Origin of the sequence: Hyphococcus aureus, from assembly GCF_042643165.1 — a bacterium.
GTDB classification, from domain to species: domain Bacteria; phylum Pseudomonadota; class Alphaproteobacteria; order Caulobacterales; family Parvularculaceae; genus Hyphococcus; species Hyphococcus aureus.
Map to the genome: position 1 here is coordinate 862,558 of NZ_JBHRSH010000002.1, position 21,813 is coordinate 884,370.

General features: G+C 58.7%; 24 protein-coding genes. 9 read left to right on the plus strand and 15 right to left on the minus strand.

Annotation, left to right across the window (positions count from 1 at the left end):
• Positions 1-132 precede the first annotated feature (132 nt).
• The 5 genes from ACFOOP_RS17095 (at position 133) to ACFOOP_RS17115 (ending at position 6,095) form a co-directional block, all read left to right on the plus strand.
• Complete coding sequence (locus ACFOOP_RS17095; RefSeq protein ID WP_379882365.1) at positions 133-1,062, plus strand: flagellar motor protein MotB; 930 nt, start codon at positions 133-135, stop codon at positions 1,060-1,062.
• Between the two features lie 94 nt (positions 1,063-1,156).
• Positions 1,157-2,470: a flagellar hook protein FlgE gene (locus ACFOOP_RS17100; protein ID WP_379882366.1), complete on the plus strand. Its 1,314-nt coding sequence runs from the start codon at positions 1,157-1,159 to the stop codon at positions 2,468-2,470.
• Between the two features lie 36 nt (positions 2,471-2,506).
• Complete coding sequence (gene flgK / locus ACFOOP_RS17105; protein WP_379882367.1) at positions 2,507-3,976, plus strand: flagellar hook-associated protein FlgK; 1,470 nt, start codon at positions 2,507-2,509, stop codon at positions 3,974-3,976.
• Between the two features lie 2 nt (positions 3,977-3,978).
• Positions 3,979-4,980: a flagellin gene (locus tag ACFOOP_RS17110; protein ID WP_379882368.1), complete on the plus strand. Its 1,002-nt coding sequence runs from the start codon at positions 3,979-3,981 to the stop codon at positions 4,978-4,980.
• A 2-nt stretch (positions 4,981-4,982) separates the two neighbouring features.
• On the plus strand, positions 4,983-6,095 hold the full coding sequence (locus ACFOOP_RS17115; protein ID WP_379882369.1) for a flagellar basal body P-ring protein FlgI: 1,113 nt from the start codon (positions 4,983-4,985) through the stop codon (positions 6,093-6,095).
• A 5-nt stretch (positions 6,096-6,100) separates the two neighbouring features.
• On the opposite strand, the gene ACFOOP_RS17120 is transcribed toward ACFOOP_RS17115, so the two are convergent.
• Positions 6,101-6,544 (minus strand): MarR family winged helix-turn-helix transcriptional regulator, encoded by a 444-nt coding sequence (locus ACFOOP_RS17120; protein WP_379882370.1) that lies wholly within the window; start codon positions 6,542-6,544, stop codon positions 6,101-6,103.
• 73 nt (positions 6,545-6,617) lie between these two features.
• Here ACFOOP_RS17120 and ACFOOP_RS17125 point away from each other — a divergent pair, with 73 nt between their 5' ends.
• Positions 6,618-7,193, plus strand: a complete 576-nt coding sequence (locus ACFOOP_RS17125) for a class I SAM-dependent methyltransferase (protein ID WP_379882371.1) — start codon at positions 6,618-6,620, stop codon at positions 7,191-7,193.
• Here ACFOOP_RS17125 and recO read toward each other — a convergent pair.
• The 11 genes from recO to folK all read right to left on the minus strand — a co-directional run bounded on the left by recO (position 7,190) and on the right by folK (position 16,275).
• Positions 7,190-7,915, minus strand: a complete 726-nt coding sequence (recO, locus tag ACFOOP_RS17130; RefSeq protein WP_379882372.1) for a DNA repair protein RecO — start codon at positions 7,913-7,915, stop codon at positions 7,190-7,192. The two genes, ACFOOP_RS17125 and recO, sit on opposite strands and share 4 nt — an antisense overlap.
• 9 nt (positions 7,916-7,924) lie before the next feature.
• Positions 7,925-8,569 carry a hypothetical protein gene (locus tag ACFOOP_RS17135; RefSeq protein ID WP_379882373.1) on the minus strand — a complete coding sequence of 215 codons (645 nt, stop codon included), beginning with the start codon at positions 8,567-8,569 and terminating at the stop codon, positions 7,925-7,927.
• 31 nt (positions 8,570-8,600) lie between these two features.
• A complete protein-coding gene (era, locus tag ACFOOP_RS17140; protein WP_379882374.1) occupies positions 8,601-9,533 on the minus strand; it encodes a GTPase Era in 933 nt (310 codons plus the stop codon).
• A gap of 65 nt (positions 9,534-9,598) precedes the next feature.
• On the minus strand, positions 9,599-10,300 hold the full coding sequence (gene rnc / locus ACFOOP_RS17145; protein ID WP_379882375.1) for a ribonuclease III: 702 nt from the start codon (positions 10,298-10,300) through the stop codon (positions 9,599-9,601).
• Positions 10,297-11,124 (minus strand): signal peptidase I, encoded by an 828-nt coding sequence (lepB, locus tag ACFOOP_RS17150; protein ID WP_379882376.1) that lies wholly within the window; start codon positions 11,122-11,124, stop codon positions 10,297-10,299. Before lepB ends, rnc begins: the two co-directional genes overlap by 4 nt.
• Positions 11,125-11,162: 38 nt before the next feature.
• On the minus strand, positions 11,163-11,561 hold the full coding sequence (acpS, locus tag ACFOOP_RS17155; protein WP_379882378.1) for a holo-ACP synthase: 399 nt from the start codon (positions 11,559-11,561) through the stop codon (positions 11,163-11,165).
• Between the two features lie 10 nt (positions 11,562-11,571).
• Positions 11,572-12,333, minus strand: coding sequence for a pyridoxine 5'-phosphate synthase (locus ACFOOP_RS17160; RefSeq protein WP_379882379.1), 762 nt, complete (start codon positions 12,331-12,333; stop codon positions 11,572-11,574).
• A complete protein-coding gene (gene pyrE, locus ACFOOP_RS17165; protein WP_379882380.1) occupies positions 12,330-12,914 on the minus strand; it encodes an orotate phosphoribosyltransferase in 585 nt (194 codons plus the stop codon). Before pyrE ends, ACFOOP_RS17160 begins: the two co-directional genes overlap by 4 nt.
• Complete coding sequence (locus tag ACFOOP_RS17170; RefSeq protein ID WP_379882381.1) at positions 12,901-15,171, minus strand: RelA/SpoT family protein; 2,271 nt, start codon at positions 15,169-15,171, stop codon at positions 12,901-12,903. Before ACFOOP_RS17170 ends, pyrE begins: the two co-directional genes overlap by 14 nt.
• Positions 15,172-15,279: 108 nt before the next feature.
• Complete coding sequence (rpoZ, locus tag ACFOOP_RS17175; protein WP_379882382.1) at positions 15,280-15,645, minus strand: DNA-directed RNA polymerase subunit omega; 366 nt, start codon at positions 15,643-15,645, stop codon at positions 15,280-15,282.
• A gap of 129 nt (positions 15,646-15,774) precedes the next feature.
• Complete coding sequence (folK, locus tag ACFOOP_RS17180) at positions 15,775-16,275, minus strand: 2-amino-4-hydroxy-6-hydroxymethyldihydropteridine diphosphokinase (RefSeq protein ID WP_379882383.1); 501 nt, start codon at positions 16,273-16,275, stop codon at positions 15,775-15,777.
• A 67-nt stretch (positions 16,276-16,342) separates the two neighbouring features.
• Between folK and ACFOOP_RS17185 the strand changes: the two genes are divergently transcribed.
• The 3 genes from ACFOOP_RS17185 (at position 16,343) to ACFOOP_RS17195 (ending at position 18,208) form a co-directional block, all read left to right on the plus strand.
• Positions 16,343-16,975, plus strand: coding sequence for a LabA-like NYN domain-containing protein (locus tag ACFOOP_RS17185; RefSeq protein WP_379882384.1), 633 nt, complete (start codon positions 16,343-16,345; stop codon positions 16,973-16,975).
• Positions 16,975-17,652: a uracil-DNA glycosylase gene (locus ACFOOP_RS17190; RefSeq protein ID WP_379882909.1), complete on the plus strand. Its 678-nt coding sequence runs from the start codon at positions 16,975-16,977 to the stop codon at positions 17,650-17,652. The genes ACFOOP_RS17185 and ACFOOP_RS17190 overlap by 1 nt, the downstream gene beginning before the upstream one ends.
• Before the next feature lie 136 nt (positions 17,653-17,788).
• Positions 17,789-18,208, plus strand: coding sequence for a hypothetical protein (locus ACFOOP_RS17195; RefSeq protein ID WP_379882385.1), 420 nt, complete (start codon positions 17,789-17,791; stop codon positions 18,206-18,208).
• An 8-nt stretch (positions 18,209-18,216) separates the two neighbouring features.
• Here the strand turns inward: ACFOOP_RS17195 and ACFOOP_RS17200 are convergent, their stop codons facing one another.
• The 3 genes from ACFOOP_RS17200 to ACFOOP_RS17210 form a co-directional block, all read right to left on the minus strand.
• Entirely contained in the window at positions 18,217-19,830 is a 1,614-nt protein-coding gene (locus tag ACFOOP_RS17200) for a long-chain fatty acid--CoA ligase (protein WP_379882386.1), read from the minus strand.
• A 79-nt stretch (positions 19,831-19,909) separates the two neighbouring features.
• The gene (locus ACFOOP_RS17205; protein ID WP_379882387.1) at positions 19,910-21,160 is read right to left on the minus strand and encodes a CCA tRNA nucleotidyltransferase; all 1,251 of its coding nucleotides are present in this window, start codon (positions 21,158-21,160) and stop codon (positions 19,910-19,912) included.
• The gene (locus ACFOOP_RS17210) at positions 21,157-21,813 is read right to left on the minus strand and encodes a CoA pyrophosphatase (protein ID WP_379882388.1); all 657 of its coding nucleotides are present in this window, start codon (positions 21,811-21,813) and stop codon (positions 21,157-21,159) included. The genes ACFOOP_RS17205 and ACFOOP_RS17210 overlap by 4 nt, the downstream gene beginning before the upstream one ends.

Consider the following 21,813-nt stretch of genomic DNA (forward strand, 5'->3'; position numbering starts at 1 on the left):
CGACCCCGGTACTCTTGTTTACATGTCGGAAACCATATCAACCATCAATAGTTGTAAATTGCGTAAACGCGTAAAACTCACCGTAAGGAGTTTAGGTTAACCCGTTCATTCGATTGCAATCAGGTGGAATGGATGGCTGGCCGCAGTAAAGGCGAAGCGCCGATCATCATCAAGAAGAAGAAGGTGATCGCCGGCGGCGGGCATCATGGCGGCGCGTGGAAAGTCGCCTATGCCGACTTCGTGACGGCGATGATGGCGTTCTTTCTGTTGATGTGGCTCCTGAACGCAACCACGGAAGACCAGCGCAAAGGCCTAGCAGACTATTTCAACCCTTCCATTCCGGTCAGCCGGATTTCCGGCGGCGGCAATGGCGCGCTGAATGGCGAATCCGTCTTTTCAGAAGACAGCGCTGTGTCCAACCGGGCTGGTTCCGACAACGAGTTTCCCAAGAGCAAAGTGCTCGAAAATGACGGGGACAGCGACGAATTCGACCTCAACGGGGCCAAGGAAGGCCGCGGGATGGATGACGATCTCGGCGCCGGCGATGGCGAAGACGCAGGCGCGCAAAGGCAGCAGGAACTGAACGAAGGCGCCGCCGCGAACAGCCTCGAAGACGTGCAGGACCAGATCGACGCCAAATCCGTACAGGCGCTGGAAGGCGGCCTTTCCGAACATATTCATACGCGCATGACGCCGGACGGGCTGGTGATCGAGCTTGTGGACGCCGATGGCGAACCGCTTTTCAATCTCGGTTCATCGACGCCGTCCAAATTGTTGTATGATCTCCTGGAAGTCATCGGACCCGTTCTCGCGACAGTCTCAAACGACATGGCGATCATCGGTCACACCGATGCGCGCGCCTTTTCCGTTAACGCAAATTACACGAATTGGGAGCTGTCCACCGATCGCGCCCTCGCCGCCAGGCGGGCGCTGATCAAAAACGGCATCGCCAACGAACAGATCGTTCAGGTTACCGGCAAAGCAGCGACAGAACCTTTCTCCAGCGACTCTCTGGCCCCGCAGAACCGGCGTATCGCAATTACCTTGCTGACGAAAAAATAACCTAAAAACCCGCTTGTTCATTAGGGGTTCTTTAAACACAACAGCGATAAAGCTAACGCCAGTAGTAAAATTTTTTTCTCGACTGGAGATTGATATGGGGATTTCGTCAGCGCTGAACGCCGGGGTTATGGGTCTTGCGGTAAACGCGGTTAAGCTCAGCACGATTTCGGACAACATCGCGAACTCGCAGACCTATGGGTACAAGCGAGCTGACACAGAATTCGCGGACATGGTTCTGGCGCAATCAAACGGCGACTATAACGCCGGCGGCGTGCGCGCGCTCACCTATCGCGACGCCGGCGCGCAAGGCTCGCTGGTTACGACATCGAACGCCACTGACATCTCAATCTCCGGCCGCGGCATGCTCGCCGTCACCGACGGCGCCAGCCTCAATCAGGCCTCCAGCGACCGTACATTGATGCTAACCTCAACCGGTTCGTTCTACACCGATGAGTCGGGTTATCTGCGCACCCAGAGCGGTCTTCACCTTCTGGGCTGGCCCGCGGATGTGAACGGCAATGTCACGGCGCCGGTTCGCGACTCTATCGCCGGTCTTGAGCCCGTGCGCACGAACCTGAACCAGAATGCGGTTTCACCGACCCAGAACATCACGCTCGGCGTCAATCTGCCGGCGACGGAAACGGAAGACGGCGCGCCGGCGAACACTTATGACCTGCCGATCGAATATTACGATACGCTGGGCCGTTCGCAGACGCTCGACTTCGAATTCATCCCGACGCCTCCGACAAACCCTGGCGATCCGGCGACGAACGAATGGACCGTGAACATCTATGACCAGGCCGGCAATCCGGCGACCGTCATTGCGACCTTCACCGTCGTGTTCGACGACACAGTCTCCGCCGGGGGCTCCATTGCCTCTGTTACGCCAGGCGCCGGCGCCGCTTATGACCCGGCCACAGGCGACATCTCCATCACAACAGCGAGCCAGGCCGTCGATATTTTCGTTGGCACCTCTTCCGGCACTTCCGCCCTGACCCAGCTTTCAGCCAGCTTCTCGCCGCTGACGGTGACCAAGGACGGCGCCCCCATCGGTAATTTGAGCTCTATCGAAATCGACGAACGCGGCATTTTGCAGGCTGTCTATGACACCGGCTTCCGCCGCACAATTTTCCAGATCCCGGTTGCGGACGTTCCAAACTTTGCGGGCCTTGATGCAGTGGGCAACTCCGCCTTCGCCATCACGCAAAATTCCGGCGACGTTTATTTCTGGGATGCCGGCGACGGCCCCACAGGCACCACCGAAGGATATTCGCTGACAGAATCCACGACCGATATCGCCGCGGAACTGACGGACCTTATCCAGACGCAGCGCGCTTATTCATCGAACGCCAAGATCATTCAGACGGTCGATGAGATGTTGCAGGAAACGACTGACATCATCCGCTAGGCGCTCAAGTAACGAGTAGGAAACAGGAGGCGTCTCATGTCTATCTCTCAGGCGCTGAACAATGCAGCTTCCGGCCTGACCGCGGCTTCGCGGCGCGCCGGAGTTGCGTCCAACAACATCGCAAACGCGTTGACCGAAGGGTACAACCGTCGCGATGTAAATCTCGCAGAACGCGTGACAGACGGCATGGGCGCCGGCGTTTCCGTCGCGGGCATCTCCCGCGCCACCAATCCTGCTCTTACCAATGAACGCCGGATGGCCGATGCGGGTCTTGCCTTCGACACCGCCAACGCCGACGCGATGACGCGTGTTTCCAATCTGCTCGGCGGACCGGAAGATCCATCATCCCTGTTTCAGAAATACGATAATCTGGAATCGGCGATGCGTGCGCTCGCTGAAACTCCGAATTCGACACCTTTGCAGCAAAAAGTCGTCACGGCAGCGAAGGATCTTGCGGCGTCCTTCAACCGGATATCCTCAAGCTATCAGCAAATCCGCAGCGACGCCGACAAGGAAATCGGCCTGCGCGTCGACGAAGTCAACGACGCGCTTCAGAAAATCGAAGCGCTTAACGGCGCTATCGGGCGGGGCGCCGCCGCAGGCGGCGATGTCGCTGCACTCGAAGATCAGCGCCAACAGCTTATCAACAAGGTCAATGAAGCGATCCCCGTTCGCGAACTGGTTCGTGAAGGCGGCAGGATCGACCTGATGACGCCGGAAGGCGTCTTCCTCTTGGCCGGCACTGCGCGCACAGTCGAGTTTTCGCCCGCCAGCCTTGTGACAGCCGACCAGGAATATCTCGGCGGCGCCGGCGCGCTCTCAGGTCTCTCCGTAGAAGGCAAGGACATCACGCCTGGCGGACCAGGCTCGCTAACCATTTCAAACGGCGCCATCGCGGGATTGTTCAATGTCCGCGACAACACCGTGCCGGAAATGTCGAATGCGCTTGACGCACTCGCTTTCGATCTGATTGGCCGCTTCGAAGATCCGGCGGTCGACCCGACGCTCAACCCCGGCGATCCGGGCCTGTTCACGGACAATGGCGCGGCGTCTGATGTCTTGAACCTGAACGGTCTTGCAGGCCGCATCGAAGTCAATATCGCAGTCGATCCTGCACAGGGCGGCGAAGTCTGGCGTGTGCGCGACGGCGTGCAGGCGGTCGTTCCAGGCCCTGCCGGTTCCGACGCGTTTGTGCGCGCCCTGATCAGCGCCATGTCCGACACCCGCCCCTCTCATGCTGCGCTTCAATCGCCCGGCGACCTCAACGCCAGCGAAGGCGCGGCGCACCTTATCGCACTGGCCGGCGGCGCCAGCGCCAGCGCTTCACAACAGCTCGGCGCGTCTTCCGCCCTGTCCCAAAGCCTTTATGAGGCCGAGAAGATGGAAACCGGCGTCGACACCGATCGCGAGCTGCAAAATCTTCTGATCATCGAACAGTCTTACGCGGCTAACACCCGCGTCATTCAAGCCGTGGATGAAATGATCCGCCGTCTGATGGATATCTGATTATGTCTGGTTACGGTTTTCCCACACTGCTTCAATATAGCCGCCTGACAAGCACGGCGGCCGACCTGAAATCACGGGCCGAACAGGCGCGCACGGAAATGGTCACCGGACGCATCGCCAATCTGAAAACAGAGCTTGGCGGCACGATCGGGGATGTCCATCTGCTGAACAAGGCTATCGGCGATGTCACCGCACGCCAGGACGCTGCGACCCGCGCCCTCGGCCGCACGCAAGCTTCCCAATCGGCCCTTACCCTCGCCGGGGACGGCATCGTGACGATTGGCGCCGACCTCCTGAGCGCCGTCGGCCAGAGCCACGAGCCAAGCATCAATATCGCCGGCACCAAAGCCAAGCTGCAACTCGACGCAGCTGTTTCCGCGTTCAACACACGCTATGAAGGGCGCAGCCTTTTCTCGGGCGACGCGTCAAACCTTCCGGCGCTGGCCGATGCTGAAACGCTGCTGACCGATGTTCGCGCGATATTCGCAGGCGCCGCGGATAATGCGCAACTGCAGACCGATCTCGACGCCTATTTCAACGACCCGGCTGGCGGTTTTGAAACGACCATCTATACGGGCGGTTCAGGCAATGCGGCGCGCACCGAAATCGCGGACGGCGAACTGGTCGATTATAGCGCCAAGGCCGATGAACAGGCCGTGCGCGATCTTCTGCGCCATCTCGCCACTGTCGTCGTCGCCGACGAACAGACCGGCTTTGTAGACCGCAGCGCAGCTCTTTCGACAGCCGCTGGCGGCCTCATTCAGGCGGACAGCGACATCACCGCCATCCGCGCCCGCATAGGCGCCTCGGAAGAGCGTATCGCCGCGGCGCAAACCCGCCTTGAGGCCGAAAAGACGGCTTACAGCATCACCTATAATGAGCACACCGCGCGCGATCCTTATGAAGCGGCGACGCTTCTCCAGCAAATCGAATCGCAGCTGGAAGCCTCCTACATCATGACCTCGCGCATCTCCCTCCTCTCTCTCACCAATTATTTGAGATAACAATGTTTGAACGCCTGAAAGTTTTTTGCGCCGCGGTTCTCGCAGGCTTTGTATTTGTCGCTGACGCATCCGCCGATGTGCGTCTGAAAGACATCGTCAATATCGAAGGCGTTCGCGGCAACGATCTTGTCGGCTATGGTCTTGTCGTCGGTCTCGACGGCACGGGCGACGGCCTGCGCAATTCTCCCTATACCGAAGAGGCCATGTCGAGCCTGCTCGAGCGTCTCGGCATCAATGTGCAGGGCGAGGATTTTCGTCCGCGCAATGTCGCGGCGGTTGTTGTCACCGCGACGTTGCCGCCATTCGCGCGCGCCGGTTCGCAGATCGACATTACGGTTTCGGCGATTGGCGACGCTTCGAACCTCCTTGGCGGCACGCTGATCATGACGCCGCTTCACGCCGGCGACGGCCAGATTTACGCCGTGGCGCAAGGCCCGGTTCTCGCCAGCGGCTTTTCCGCCGAAGGCGACGGCGCCTCGGTGACCTTTGGCGCGCCGACATCAGGATCGATCCCCCAGGGGGCCCGCGTCGAACGTGAGATTGAGTTTAATTTCGAAGACATGGAAACGCTGCATCTCGCTTTGCGCGCGCCTGACTTTACAACCGCGGCCCGCGTGGAAGCGGCCATCAATAACGCTTTCGGTCAACCGATTGCGAAAATTCTCGATCCCGGCACCATTGAGCTCGCTATGGCGGGCGCTCCCTTGAGCCCGGTTCACCTGATCGGCCGCATTGAAAACATCCGGATCACGCCGGAGCAGAAAGCGCGTATCGTCATCGACCAGAAATCCGGCACCGTTGTGCTTGGCGCCGATGTGAAGATTTCCCGCTTTGCCGTGACGCAAGGAAACCTGACCATCACCGTGCGTGAAACGCCCTTTGTCTCACAGCCCAACCCCTTCTCGCGCAATGGCGAAACTATCGTCCTGCCGGACACGTCCATCGAGGTGAACACCAACTCGGAACGGCGCATCGCGGAAGTGGACGAGAATGTTTCGCTCTCCGACCTGATCGAAGGGCTGAACGCTCTCGGCGTTGGTCCGCGCGAGCTGATCGACATTTTGAAGTCGGTCAAGGCCGCCGGCGCGCTTCACGCCGAACTGGTCTTGATGTAACGGCGTCAGTCCGTTTCCAGCGACTTTTCGAGCAGGCCGAGAATTCGCCCGGCCTCCTCGGCGCTGAGTTCGCTGAAAAACGCCCTCGCCATTTTTTTGCGAAGCTTGCCGATTGAGGCAATCACTTTGCGACCCTCGGCTGTGATGCGCACCATATAGGTCCGTTTGTCGGCTTCTCCTTTCCGCCGCTCAATGTAACCGGCCGCTTCGAGACTTTTCAGCGCGCGCCCCACATTTGTCCGGTCGATGAAGATCATCCCTGACAGAACGTCTTGCGCGACTTCGCCTTTTTGCTGGGAAACCAGATTCAACAACCTCGCCTCGGTGTGATTGAGCCCGAGCCCGGCGAACCACCGCTCCGCATCCTGAAACCGCCGCCGCGCCAGCGTTCCGATGAGGTCATAGAGCGCGAGGTGGTTATCCAGGTCGCTCCCCTTTGCGTTTTTCATGTTGACTCTCCCGGCCTCACACATATATATGCGTGCGCACGCACTTATTTGATTAGATTATAGGTACTCTAAAATGCAACAGAACGAAAGAGATGACGCTTTCCTATCCATCCGGAAAGATGCAGCGATCGCGTTAAAGGCGATTTCACTGCCAAAAGATGCAGCAGTGCTTGATGTTGGGACCGGCGGCGGAAAATTCGCCATCTCCCTCGCCTTTGAAGGCTATAATGTTTTGACCGGCCAGCCCTACAGCGACGCCATGAATTACGGTCATGAAAGCTGGGAAGAAAAAGCGCAGGCCCATGGGGTCCGCGAGAAAATTCAGTTTCAGGCGTTCGACGCCAGCAACATGCCTTTTAGCGAAAACACCTTCGACGCCGTCTTTTTCTTCGGGGTTCTTCATCATGTTGACGAGCCCAAGCGCATCACGGTCTTCCGCGAGGCGCTGCGCGTCGCCAAACCGTCCGGCGCGGTCGTCTTTTTCGAGCCCACAAAGGCGATGCTCGAAAAATTATGGGTCGACGATCACAGTCACCCGCTGGCCGCCAACCCGGCCGATTATATCGGCGATGAAAAGGTCCGCGAGCGCCGCCTTCAAGGCGACATGATGGATATTTTCATTTACGAAAAAACGAGCGCCAATACTTAAAGCCGCGCCGACAAAAGCTCCACGACACGCAGGCGCGCTTCGGGCAACTGCTTGTCCGATATGTGGAGGATGCGCGTTTCGATGAAATGCCCCGTGGTCGCTAACGCGTCGATCGCCTCCTTTAGCGTCGCCTCACTTGAGGCGCCGCGGAGGAAGGCGGGCAAGGGCAACATCTTGTCTTTGTAAGGCTCTCCCGCCTCGGCCGACACGGCGCAGGCCGAGCGCGGCGACACATAGATCAGGTCTTCGCGCGCGCCCGTCGCCGCGCAGCGGTCCAGCGTCAAACCGAAACCGAGTTCCGCCAGCAGCCCCAGTTCCCAGCGCGCCATCAAGGCGGGCCAAACATCGACATCATCTAGATTGGCCAGCAGGACCGACATGGCCGCATAAGCGCGCCCATGCGCTTCGCGTTCCGGCAAGGTCGCGAGCGCGACAGCGCAGGCGGCGGAGAGCGCCGCGAGTGACAAGCGCTCGCCCATAGCCTCGCCAGCACGCGCATGCGACATTTCCAGTGAGAAATGACCGAGGGAATCGTCGCCCCGGCCTTTCCATTCGAGCGTCACCTCATTGCCCGGCTGCAGAAGCGGGCGCATCTTGCGCCCCTGCCCGCCATAGACGAGCCCGGCCCAGCGGCCATGACTTTGCGTGAAAATATCCGCGATGGCGTGGGTCTCCCCATGCCCGCGCGCGTCAAGAATAATGCCTGTGTCGGTGAAGCTCATGGGGTGCAGCTAGGTGCTAATATGCGCCACTGCGCGATTACAAAAAAACTGCGTTTCTCCAAAACGAACGTGGTAGATTCCTACTTTATCCAGCAGGGTTGGCGACTTACCGTACTTGACACCCTGCCGGTCTAACTCTTCGCAAATCAAACCACTCAATAATTTCGGCGCACGAGCGAGCATGTATGAACGTGTTTCTGTAATCTTCTTGAAAACTGAAAGCTCATCAGAAGATACAAAATTCAAAAAATACCGAGCATCAAACAGAGCCTTCTCAGCGCTTAGATAGTCCTGCACCACAGCAAACAAACCAAGCGCATCAGTAAGTGGAGTAGAGCAATGTATAGCTATCGATTCCGATTGCGCCCATGCAAGGTTGGACGATGAGTTAATTTCAAAATCTTCAAGCGCTTCATCATAGTCGGGATTGAAATCTTCAAAATACAAAATGCTGTGAGTTATTTCCGAAAACAAAAATGAAATTGTCTGAGTTTCAGCGCTTGCGGCGTCATCGAGCCACCAAGGGCATCCTTGCACTCTGACCTCTAAATCCCCTGCGGATCCAAATTTAATTTCATTAATTGAGGTCGGATGAATTATTGTCCGCTTTTCCGTAAGTTCAAGCAGACCAATTTCCATATTGTTTTCCGACATTTGCAAGCCTTACAGAATTGCAATCGTATATCTATTCAACTGAATCCAAACCAATGCTTCTCAGTCGCGCCGCCTCTTCATCCCAGCCTTCGCGGACTTTGACATGCAAAAACAGATGCACCGGCACGCCAAGAATATCGATCAGTTCTTCGCGCGCCGCCTGGCCGATGATCTTCAGCGTCTGGCCATTCTTGCCGAGGACAATCGGCTTCTGACTTTCGCGCGCCACATAAATCGTCTGGTCGATGCGAATGCCGGTCTTGGTTTCCTTCCAGCTTTCGGTTTCGACCGTGGAGTCGTAAGGCAGCTCTTGATGGAGACGCAGGAAGACTTTTTCGCGCGTCACTTCCGCCGCCATCAAGCGGTCAGTGATGTCCGAAAGCTGGTCTTCCGGATATAACCATGGCCCAACTGGCGCTTTCCCGATCAGGAAGGCACGCAAATCGCCGAGGCCGTCGCCATTCTTCGCCGAGATCATGAAGACATCGGTGAAAACGCCGCTCTCATTCAACTCCTGCGCCAGCGCGAGAAGTTTTGGCCGGGCGATATCGTCGATTTTATTGAGGATGAGCGCCGCTTTGCGGCCCGAGTTTTTCAGTCCTTCGATGATGCGGTCGGCGTCAGCGCGAGACTTGCCCGCGGCTCCGCGTTCGCTTTCTCCAGCAAGATAGCCGGGCGCGTCGATCAACATCAGCGTGATATCCGCGCCGTCGAGCCCTTCCCAAGCGGCGGCGACCATGGCGCGGTCGAGGCGGCGTTTGGGAATGAAAATCCCCGGCGTATCGATGAAGACAAGCTGCGTTGCATCTTCCGTCAGGATGCCGCGCACCCTCGCCCGCGTTGTCTGCACTTTCTGGGTGACGATGGAAATCTTCGCGCCGACAAGCGCATTCACAAGCGTCGACTTGCCCGCATTTGGCGCGCCAATCACAGCGATCATCGCGCAGTGTGTTTCATCAGACATAGATGTTGTCTCCGCGCCATTGTGTTTTTGATTGACCGGCTTCGCATCCGGTGGGCCTTTGAGGCTCATTCATCATCTTCGGACCATACGCCTTCACGCACAAGAAAGTTTCTCGCCGCCTCCATCTGCGCCTCGCGCTTGGAGCGCCCCTGCCCTTCAGCCGGTTTCTTGCCTTTGATTTTCACCGCCACCGTAAAAGCCGGCGCATGCGCCGGGCCTTCAGATTCCAGCACATCATAATCCGGCGTGCCGAGCTTTTTGTTCTGCGACCATTCCTGCAGCGCGGTTTTCGGGTCCTTGTGCAGTTTCGACAGATCTTCAAGATTCGGTTTCCAGAACTGATCGTAAATCTGTCGCGCCGCTACGAGCCCGCCATCAATATAAAGCGCGCCGAGCAGCGCCTCCATGACATCGCCGAGGATCGCTTTCTTTTTACGCCCGCCCGATTGAGCCTCCCATTCGGACATGCGGATATAGTGATCGACGCCGAAATAGAGCGCCGCCTTTGAGCAGGTTTCCTTGCGCACCAGCGCGTTCAATCGCGGCGCCATATCGCCTTCATCATAATCCGGATAGGTTCGCCACAAAATTTCCGCCGTCAGAAGACCCAGTACGCGATCGCCCAGAAACTCCAGCCGTTCAAGGTCGCGCACCACCCGCTCGCCGCCCGAAAGGCTCGAATGCGTCAGGGCGCGCGTTAAGAGACTTTTGTCTGCGAATGTATATCCGATGCGCTTTTCCAGCGCGGCCGTGTCTTTGGATGTCATCTGACCGGATCAAAAATGCGGCCATAACGGACGGCGAAAGGCCAGTTCCAGACCGTCAGGAGGCCAGTCTTCGATCCGTCTACGGAGAAGAACAGGCGTTCCGCCTTGCCGACGACAGCGTCTTCAGGAATATAGCCCACAAGCGAAATAACGCGGCTGTCCTGTGACTGGTCGCGATTGTCGCCCATCATGAAATAATGACCGGCGGGAACGTGATAGGCGGAGGTGTTGTCGAGATGGCCCTCATCGCCGGCGCATTCCTGCACCACATAGGAAACGCCATTATCGAGGGTTTCGCGATAGGCCGGCGCGCCATAACCCGGCCCGCAGAAATCGGCCACATTGGCGTTGATGAGTTCCTTTTTAACCGGCTCGCCATTGATATGGAGATGGCCGCCAAGCATCTGCACCGTGTCGCCAGGCAGGCCGATCACGCGCTTTATGTAATCCTTGTTGCCGTCCTTGCGGTTTTTGAAAACCACAACATCGCCACGCTGAGGCTTTGCAAAAGACAGTACGCGGCCATGGGCGGGAATGCGCGTAAGTGGATAGACCAGCGAAGCGCGCGAATAACCAAAGCTTGGTTTCGATACGACGAGAAAGTCACCAACAAGCAGGGTCGGCTTCATAGAGCCGGACGGAATGTTGAAGGGCTGGAAGATCACCACGCGCAGGACAAGCGCGATCGCCACTGCGAAGAACACCGTCTTGGCGAGATCCCACGCCTCCTCGGCGGCGGTCATGGGCGCTTGGCCGGACTTGTCCGAGCCTTTCTTGGGCGCAGCCTTGCTTGCCGCCTGGCCGCTTTCTTCGCTTGTTGACATCACGCTACCCTTTTTGCCCGCCCCGGAACTGGAAGACCCTATTTAGCCTGCGCATAGATTATGACAATGGCCTGAGCCAGGGGAAAATCATCCGTGATCGTCAGGTGAATATCCGGAATATGGCCTTCGGGCGTGATTTCCCTCAGTCTTTCCGCCGCTCCGCCCGTGAGCGACAGGGTCGGTTTTCCGCCCGGAAGGTTAATCACCCCCATATCGCGCCAGAAAACGCCCCGGGCGATTCCCGTCCCCAGCGCCTTGGCGCAAGCCTCTTTCGCGGCGAATCGCTTGGCGTAAGACGCGGCCCGGTTGAGACGACGGTCTGACTTCGCCTGTTCAATCTCAGTGAAGATGCGATTGGTGAAGCGCTCGCCATGACGCTCCAGCGTCTTCTCCACGCGGCGGATATCGATGAGATCATTGCCGAGACCGATAATCATGAGGCCCTCATCAATATAGCCCGCCAGTGCGCGCGTCCTGCATAAGGCGTTTCATTTCCTTCACCGCTTCGGCGAGGCCCATAAACACCGCCTCCCCCACCAGGAAATGACCGATATTCAATTCGACGATCTGGGGGATTGCCGCAACCGGCTGCACGTTCAAGAATGTGAGGCCGTGACCTGCATGAACTTCCAAACCGATGGAGTCCGCGAGCTCAGCCGCATCGCGAATTTTTTCAAGCTCGGCTTTATAAAGCGCCGGCTCGGTTTTCAGCGTCGCTTCGTAATAGGCGCCGGTGTGAATCTCGATCACCGGCGCGCCGGCGGATTTAGCCGCATGAATCTGTTCGGGCTCGGGATCGACAAACAGCGAGGCGCGAATGCCTGCATCCGTCAGCTCACGGACAAAGGGCGCAATGAAATTATGCTGTCCGGCGACGTCGAGCCCGCCTTCGGTCGTTCGTTCGTTCCGGTTCTCCGGCACGATGCAACAGGCGTGGGGCTGAACCTGCGTGCACAGCTGCAGCATTTCCGCCGTTGACGCCATTTCAAAATTGAGCGGCAGGCCGATCTCTTCTTTCAGGCGGCGCATATCGTCGTCGCGAATATGGCGCCGATCCTCGCGCAGATGCGCGGTGATTCCGTCGGCCCCCGACCCTTCCACCAGCAGCGCTGCACGGACCGGGTCAGGATGCGGGCCGCCGCGCGCATTCCGGATCGTCGCCACATGGTCGATATTGACCCCGAGGCGTAAGGGTTTTTTGTCCGTCACTGGCTGACCCCGCGACTGCCGGGCTTCACCGCCGGCGTGCCTTTCAAATGGGCCGGGAGATTGTCGGGCTCCCATGCCTCGACCTTGATCTCGGCCAGCGGGATCACCGGAGCGCCAATATCGGCCGCACCCGCGGAACGATCTACGAGACATCCAAGCGCGAGCACATCGCCGCCCGCTTTCTTCACCGCTGTGATCGCCTCGCGCGCGGAAAGTCCCGTCGACACGATATCTTCGACAACAACGACGCGGGAGCCTTTTTCAATGGAGAACCCGCGCCGCAACTGAAACTCGCCATCGACACGCTCAAGGAACATGAACGGGGCTTTCAAATGCCGCGCCGTTTCATAACCGTAGATGATCGCGCCCATGGCCGGCGAAATCACGTAATCGATGTCGTTGACGTTTTCGGATATCTTTTTCGCAAGCGCCCGGCACAAGCGTTCCGCGCGATCGGGATACATGGAGACGATGGATTTGTTGAGATAGGTATCTGAATGGAGCCCGGACGACAGGATGAAATGGCCTTTCATCAGCGCGCCGGCTTCCTCGAATTCCTTCAGCGCATCAAAGTTCGTCATGATCTCCGGCTCCTGTGCGGTCGGCGGTGATGATATGGGGCGAGGCGCGAAGCCCGGCGAGCATTTGCGCCAGCTGGCGCGCATCCTTCACCTCCACATCCATAATGAAGTCGATAAATTCCCGCGAGCGGTTCTGCAGGCGGATATTGGCGATGGAAACACCGTAGCGCGCAATGATCCCGGCGATTTCGGAGAGTACGCCGACGCCGTTCAAAACCGTTGTCGTGATCCGTGCGAAAGCGGTCGCCCCTTCTTCCCGGTCGCGCCATTTCAGATCAAGCCAGCGTTCCTGCGGCGGGTCTTCTTTTTCCAGCGTCTCGCAATAGATGGTGTGCACCTGCACGGCGCCGTCATCGTCGCGAATGCCGACAATGCGCTCACCCGGCAAGGGCGTGCAGCAGCTCGCCATTTTCACTTTGGCGCCCGGCGTCAGACCAGCGATGGCGAGACGCGGCCGGAAGGTCTGCAAGGATGCGGCGCGGATTTCGCTGTCGCTTTCAATAGAGGCGCCGGGATAGACCGCCTCCACAAGCTCGCCGACAGGCAGCTCGCCCTTGCCGATCGCGATCAGCACATCTTCGACAGATCCCCTGCCGAGTCGTTTCAATCCTTCGCGCACGCCTTTCAGCGAAAACTCAAGATGCGCGCCGGTGAAAACGCTTTCCGCAATGGAACGGCCGAGCGCCACATGGTCTTCATGCTCCATCTTCTTGATGCGGCGGCGGATAGCGCTGCGCGTCTTGCCCATGACCGCGATGCTCTCCCACTCCGCCGGGACCGGCGCATGATCGGAGCGCAGAATTTCAACGACATCGCCATTATTAAGCGGCGTGCGCAATGGGCGCTGCACGCCATTGACCTTGGCGCCGATGCATTGATCCCCCACATCGGTGTGAACGCCATAGGCGAAGTCGAGAGGCGTTGCGCCTTTGGGCAGCGCAATCACGCGGCCTTTAGGCGTGAAACAGAAAACCTGATCCTGAAACAGTTCAAGCTTGGCGTATTGCAACGCCTCGTCCGGGTCCTCGCCCGACTGAAACATCTCAACCAGACGGCGCGGCGTCTCATACGGGTCGTACTGACCACGCGTCACAATTTCGACGGTGGACCCGCCCGCGCCTGAATCCTTGTATTGCCAATGGGCGGCGACGCCGCGTTCGGCGGTTTCATGCATCTCATAAGTGCGGATCTGGATTTCGATGCGCTGCCGGCGCCCGTCCTTCGAAGGCGGGCCGATCACCGCTGTGTGAATCGACCGGTAATTGTTCGGCTTCGGCGCGGAGATGTAATCGTCGAATTCCGTCGGGATCATCCGCCAGTTGGAGTGAATAACGCCGAGCGCCGCATAACAATCCTCGGGTTGATCGACGAGCACGCGAAAGGCGTAAATATCCGCCAGTTCATCGAAGGAGACGTTCTTTTGCGTCATCTTGCGCCAGATCGAATAAGGCCGTTTTTCGCGGCTCATGACCTGCGCCTTGATGCCGGCGGCGGCGAGTTTTTCACGCAGCACATTCGCAAGTTCAAGAACGCCGCCAAGCGAATGTTTTTGCAGATCCTCAAGGCGGCTCGCGATGGTGGCGTGCGCGTCAGCGCTCAATTCCCGGAAAGAAATATCCTCAAGCTCTTCACGGAACCGCTGAACGCCGATGCGGCCGGCGAGCGGCGCATAGATATCCATGGTCTCGCGCGCGATACGCTGACGTTTTTCCGGCTTCGGAATGTAATGGAGCGTACGCATATTGTGGAGGCGGTCGGCGAGCTTGACGAGGAGCACGCGCACATCGTCAGCCATCGCCATGACCAGCTTGCGGAAATTCTCCGCCTGCTTCGACGCTTCGCTTTTCAATTCGATCTGGGAAAGCTTGGTGACGCCGTCCACAAGACGCGCAATCTCATCACCAAACAGCTTTCTGATATCTTCCGTCGTCGCGTCGGTGTCTTCGACCACATCATGCAGCAGCGCCGTCGCCACGGTTGCAGGGTCCGCGCGAAGACTTGTCAGGATCGCGGCGACCGCAAGCGGATGCGAAAAATAGGGATCGCCGGAGGCGCGCGTCTGCCCGCCATGAGCCTTCATGGCGTAGACATAGGCCTTGTTGAGCATGTCTTCATCAGCGTCAGGATCATACGCCTTGACGCGGTCCACGAGCTCGACCTGGCGGATAAACCCGATAGGCTGACGCGATGGGGCCGGTTCCGCCGCCGCGCTTGTCTGGTCGATGCCTGTCTCGCCCGCCGCCTGATCGTCCGCCATAGTCCGCTGGCTGTCACCTTATACGCGCGCCGACGGATAGGCGCGGCTGATCAACTGAGCAGTCCGGAACCGCCGGGCAAAATCAGTTAGCCCTTTTCGACAGGGCCTTTAGCCTTTCGGCAAGGTTTGCGGCGTCGTGATGCCCGCAGCCTGGATAGCTTTCAGATATTCATCTTCGCTCATCGTATCGAATTCCGGCGCATCGGCTTTTTCCGGCGCGGCTTCGGAATCTTCGCTTTCGTCGAGCTCAACCTGTTTCTGGAGAGAGACCACCAGATCTTCTTCAAGTTCGGCAGGCGCCAGTTCGTCGTCTGCAATCTCGCGCAGGGCGACGACCGGGTTCTTGTCATTGTCGCGCTCAACGAGAAGCGGCGCGCCGGACGACAAAACGCGGGCGCGATGGGCGGCGAGGAGCACGAGATCGAAACGGTTCGTGACTTTATCGACGCAATCTTCAACGGTGACGCGGGCCATAGGTTCTCCAGATCGGTAAATTTGATCGTATAGAATTCGGGCGCGCCGGCCAAAGACCGGAGCGAGCTCCCTGCCATATCGCCAGACAGCCCCTGAAATCAAGCGTTGCAGCGCAAAAAACCGCTGAATTTACGCGATTTTCCGAACCCCGGCTGCGTCAGCCGCCTGCAAAAGGGCCGCGGCCGTCTCGCCGCTCACGGGATGACGCCACTCCGGCGCAATTTCGGCGAGAGGAGCGAGAACGAAAGCACGGACCTGCAGCCGGGGATGCGGCAGGACAGGCCCCTCCTCTGCGCCGCCCCCATCTTCCGCGCGGACAAGGTCGTGATAGGCGAGAAGGTCGAGGTCGAGCGTGCGCGGGGCGTTGCGTTCCGACCGGCGACGGCCAAAGCCGGCCTCAATAGCGTGGAGCGCCGCCAGCAGCGCCTCCGGACTCATATCGGTCTCGATCTCGGCGGCGGCGTTGACGAAGGGCGGATCGGCCGGATCGGGCCATGCCGGGGTTTCATAAAGCGAAGACACCCGCTTCAGGTGCGACACTCGGCCAAGTGCCTGAAACGCCCTTAAAACAATATCTTGCGAATCAAGGCCGCAAAAATGCAGATTGGAGCCGGCGGCGATTAAAATCATTACTTTCTCAAATGGATATCGCGCAGAAAGCGGCGTTACTAAGAATCCACATTAAACTGAGGCGATTATGAACAAGTTCATGGGCCTGCGCGAGCAGGAAAAAACCGCGTTTTTCATTGACGGCGCAAATCTTTACAAGGCTGCGCGCAATCTCGGTTTCGACATTGATTACAAAAGCTTGCTGGCGAAAGCGCAGGACGGGTGCCAGCTCATCCGCGCCTCTTACTATACCGCCATCCAGGAAGACCGCGACCAGGATTACTCGCCCCTGCGCCCGCTCGTCGATTGGCTAGACTATAATGGCTACACCATGGTCACCAAGATCACCCGCGAGTTCACGGACGCCCAAGGGCGCAAACGCTACAAGGGCTCGACCGATGTGGAACTTGTGGTCGACATGATGCTTCTCGCCGACAAACTCGACCATCTGGTGCTGTTTTCCGGCAATGGCGACTTCCGCCGCCTGATTGAGGCGATCCAGTCGAAAGGAGTGCGGGTCACCATCGTTTCCACCGTCAAATCCTCCCCGCCCATGGCGTCGGATGATCTGCGCCGTCAGGCTGACAGTTTCATCGATCTCGCCGACCTCGAAAATGTCATCGGCCGCCGCGGCGGCGCGCCCCGCAAACCAAAACCGGCGGCGGATTATGACGATGATTTCGAAGACGAATATGAAGACGATTTCGAGGACGTCGATTAATTTCCGTGGCGGCGGCGAAGCGCGCAAAACCGGCTGACGCGGTTCCCGCGGAGCCCCCTGTCGACTGCGGCCTTTGCCCGCGGCTTGTCGCCTTTCGCGAAGAAAACAAGGCGGCTTATCCGGACTATTTCAACGGCGCCGCGCCGTCCTTCGGCGATCCCAAAGCTAAACTCCTGATCATTGGCCTTGCGCCGGGGCTTCACGGGGCCAACCGCACGGCGCGCCCCTTCACCGGCGATTACGCTGGCGATCTTCTCTACGCGACGCTCGGCAAGTTCGGCTTTTCCAACAATAAATATGACGCCCGGCCCGATGACGGCCTGAAACTCAAAGGCGCGATGATCACCAACGCCGTGCGCTGCGTGCCGCCCCAGAACAAGCCTGTGGGCGCGGAGATCAAAACCTGCCGCCAGTTCCTGAATGCGCGCATCGCCGCCCTGCCCGCGCTGAAAGCGATCATGTGTCTAGGTCGCATCTCCCATGACTCGACGCTGGCGGCGCTCGGCGTCAAAGCCAAAGATGCGCCTTTCGGTCACGGCGCCGAACACGAACTTCCGGGCGGCGCAGTCCGCCTGTTCGACAGTTATCATTGCTCGCGATACAATACGAATACGCGGCGGCTGACGCCGGAAATGTTTGAGTCCGTATTCGCGGCGATTCGCGCTATGCTCGGCTGAAGCCGACGGCGTACAAGAGCGGGAAACGCCTTTAGAAAGTCCCTCGGCCAAGGGAGCCTTGATGACGCGAAACTGGGGACTGCCACCAAGATCGGGAAAGCGGGCTTTTCTGGACGCCAAGACGGCGAAGCCTCTCATGACCTTGTTTGTGAGCGCCGTTTTCGGCGTCATCGGCGCATCCGTCGCCGTGATCAGCTTTGCCGATGCGCGCATCTATGCGGCGAGCCTGTTTCACGGGCCAAGCCTGATCGCTGCGGTCGTCGCTGCGGGCTTTGGCTGCTGGATGTATGTGTGGCTCGCGCGGCCGCGCTTCGCCGCACAGCTTTCCGGGCGCGGCGACGCCTTTTCAAAACTCTTGCGGTTTTACGCCAAGGCGGCTCTGGGGCTTGGGCTCGTTCTTCTCGCTGGGAAATTCGCTGAAGCCGTAGACCCGAAACTGATCAGCATCTTGTTGTTATGCATTTCCGGCGGCGCCGGCGCGGCGGCGGCGTTCCAGACCGTTCTCACTTTCGTTCCCTATTATGAGGAAGACGCCGGCGAGAACGGCAAGGTCTGAACCGCCTTTTATTCCGGCAACTGATAATCCCTGAACATCTTTCTGAGCTCGGTCTTGAGCACCTTGCCGGTGGCGCCTAGCGGAATTTCCTTCACAAACTCCACCGCGTCGGGCCAGGCGATCTTGTCAAGTTTCGGTTTCAAAAACTCCTTGATCTCGTCTGCGGTCGGGTCCTCTCCTTCCTTTTTGACGATGATCAATAACGGACGCTCCTGCCATTTCGGATGGTGCACGCCGATGACGCCTGCCTGCGCCACCCCCGGATGCAGCATCGCTGCATTTTCGATGTCGATCGACGACACCCATTCGCCGCCGGTTTTGATGACATCTTTTGAGCGGTCGGTGATCTGCATGAACCCGTCGGGATCGATGATCGCCACATCGCCTGTATCGAACCAGCCATCGGCCGTGAGCGTCGGCTGATCGGTCTTGTAATATTCATCGATGATCCAGGGCCCGCGCACCTGAAGATGTCCGTCCGCCTCCCCGTCATTGGGAAGAATATGCCCTTCCGCATCGACAATACGCATATCGACGAAAGGAAGCGCGCGCCCCGCCTTTAATCGGTAGGGAATTTGCTCATCAAGCGGCAGCGCCTTCACCCGTGGCGGCAGAACGTTCACGGTGCCGACAGGCGACATTTCCGTCATGCCCCAACCCTGAATGAGCTCTACGCCGTATTTTTCAAAACCACGGATCAGCGCTTCGGGCAGCGCCGAGCCGCCGCACATGCCACGCTTCAGATAGGGGAGTTCTTTTCCCGTCTTTTCAAGATACTGCAAAAGCCCGAGCCACACTGTCGGCACGCCCGCGCTGTAAGTGACCTTTTCGCTGTCGAGCAATTCGTAAAGCCCTTCGCCGTCGAGACGCGGCCCCGGAAAGACCTGCTTCACACCGGTCATGAGGCTTGAATAAGGCGTGTTCCACGCATTCACATGAAACATCGGCACGACCGGCAACAGAACGTCACCTTCCGCAAGACCGAGTGATGACGGCAGACAGCAGGCGAAAGACTGCAGCACCAGCGCGCGATGGGAATAGACAACGCCTTTCGGATCTCCCGTCGTGCCGGACGTGTAGCACATGGTGACGGCGGTGTTTTCATCAAATTCCGGCCACTCGAACGCCTCGGCGCCGCTTGCGACAAAATCTTCGTAGATAATCGCGTCGCCTGCTTCGCCCGTATTCTCACTGTCGGAAAGGACAGCGTAATGCTTCACGGTTTTCAGGTGAGGTTTCAGCGCGGCGACAAGCGGCGCAAATGTTGTGTCGTAAAAGAGCACCGAATCTTCGGCATGGTTGATGACGAAAGCCGCATTCTCAGGCCCGAGGCGGGGATTGACCGTATGCAGGACCGCGCCGAGCCCCCCGACGGCGTAATAAAGCTCGAACTGGCGATAGGTGTTCCAGCCGATGACGCCGACGCGGTCGCCTTTTTTCACGCCCAGGCTGACAAGCGCATTGGCGAGCCTGGCGATGCGTTTCGCGGAGTCGGCGATGGTGTAACGATGGATCGGCCCCTCCACCGTGCGCGTAACGATTTCCGTATTTCGGTAGTTGCGCACCGCGTGTTTGAGGATCTCGGTCGTCAATAACGGCCGGTCCATCATTAATCCAATCATGCCCGTTTCCTCCCTGGGGGTCTTTGATCCGCCATAAAATCCGGTCTTGTGCGCCGGGTCAAATGTTTGACGCTGTTGGTCAGGCGGTTTTGTGTTGCTTTATAACGCCTTCGAGAATTTCACGCTGGCGCGCTTCTCCCGGAAAGCCTTCCTCGATCCAGCGCTGTTCGGTCTCGACAAGAATTTTGGAAACCGCTGGACCGGGCTCAATGTTCGCCTTGACCACATCCCTGCCGGAAACGGTCAGGAGCGGCGCGACGAACCGGTCAATCCGGTCTTTCACTGAAATATGATCTTCAGCGGAAATCACGCCGCGCGCTGCGGCCAGCAGCGCCGCATCGGCGAGCCCATCTTTGCCATAGCGATAGATCAGCTCACAGACCTTGTGATCGGTCATCTTCGGCGCAACGCCGTCAAGATTTTTCAGCGCATTCGACCGCACCGCTTTTTCCGCATTGGAAAGGCGCAACGCCGAACCAATGCCCTGCCCGGCTTCGCCATAAAGCGCGGCCAGCATCAAAGGCGCGGGCGCATGAGGCTCTATCGTTTTCATTTGCGCGGCGGCTGCGAGGTCAGGCGTTTCAGACCAAACTTGCGCCAGCACGCCTGAGTGCTCCATGGCGGCAAGCGCGAACCCGGCGCGCGGCAAGGAAAGAATGCCTGTCAGTTCCGCACCGATGCGCTCCGCCGATAGCTGGCCGATACCGTCTTTCAACGCAGCGCATGCCGCGAGACCCGCCTCGTCAAAGCGTTCACAAAATCGCGCAGAGAACCGAAAGAAACGCAGGATGCGCAAATAGTCCTCGCGAATACGCGCTTGCGGATCGCCAATGAACCGGACGCATTTTTTCGCCGCATCCGCAACGCCGCCAACCGGATCGTAAAGCCGACCGTCTGGGGTCAGGTAAATCGCGTTGACGGTGAAATCGCGCCGCCCGGCGTCTGTCGCCCAGTCGCGGGTGAAGGCGACTGTGGCGCGCCGTCCGTCGGTTGAAACATCGGCGCGCAAGGTCGTCACTTCGACGCCCTTGTGATCGGCAATGGCGGTGACCGTACCGTGATCGACGCCCGTTGGCGCAACGCCTAACCCCGCCGCCTTGAGCGCCGCCGTCGCCGCGTCCGGCGTCAAAACCGTCGCGACGTCAAAATCCTTTGGCGTAAATCCGAGCAGACTGTCGCGCACGCAACCGCCTACATATCGCGCGCTGTCCGGCTCCGCAGCTTCAAGCGCGGCGATGACCCGATTCAGATGCCCCGCCTCAAGCCAGGAAAAACCGGCGCGTTCATCACGCGTCAGCGGTCGAAGCGACTCATGCCCGGCGGCGCTCATGCAATGTCTTCTGTCTGCAAGGTCTCCGCGAAGGATCGCAAGATTCCCGCGGTCAGCCCCCAGATATGATAGCGGCCATAGGGCGCGGCGTACATTTTGTAAGGAACGCCTTCTAGATGACGCTCTTCGGTGATGTGGTTTGCAAGATCAGCCACAAAATCGAGGGGGATTTCAAAAATTTCGTCAACTTCGCGCGGGCAAGGCCGCAACGGCGCCGATGCATCCACGACGCCGACGACCGGCGTCACCGAAAACCCGAGGCCGCCGCGATGAACACCAAGCGAGCCGATCACATCCACCGCATCGGGAGGAATGTTCACTTCTTCATGGGCTTCACGCAGCGCGGTGTGAACAGGGCTTTCATCTTCCGGATGGGTCTTGCCGCCGGGAAAGCTGATTTGCCCGGCATGCGAAGGCATGGTCGATGAGCGCACTGTCATGATCACGCGCAGACCCTCCTCGCGCATGATAAGAGGCACAAGAACCGCGGCGTCCTTGCGCTTTGCGCTCCATCGCTTCTCGAACAATTTATCGCCCACAAGATGCGGATTGATCTCACTGAAAAGCTCGCGCACACGCGCGGCCGTCGCATGCTTCAAATTACGCTCTATGCGCGCGCGCAATTCCAGAGATTGTGTATCGCTGTTCGTCAT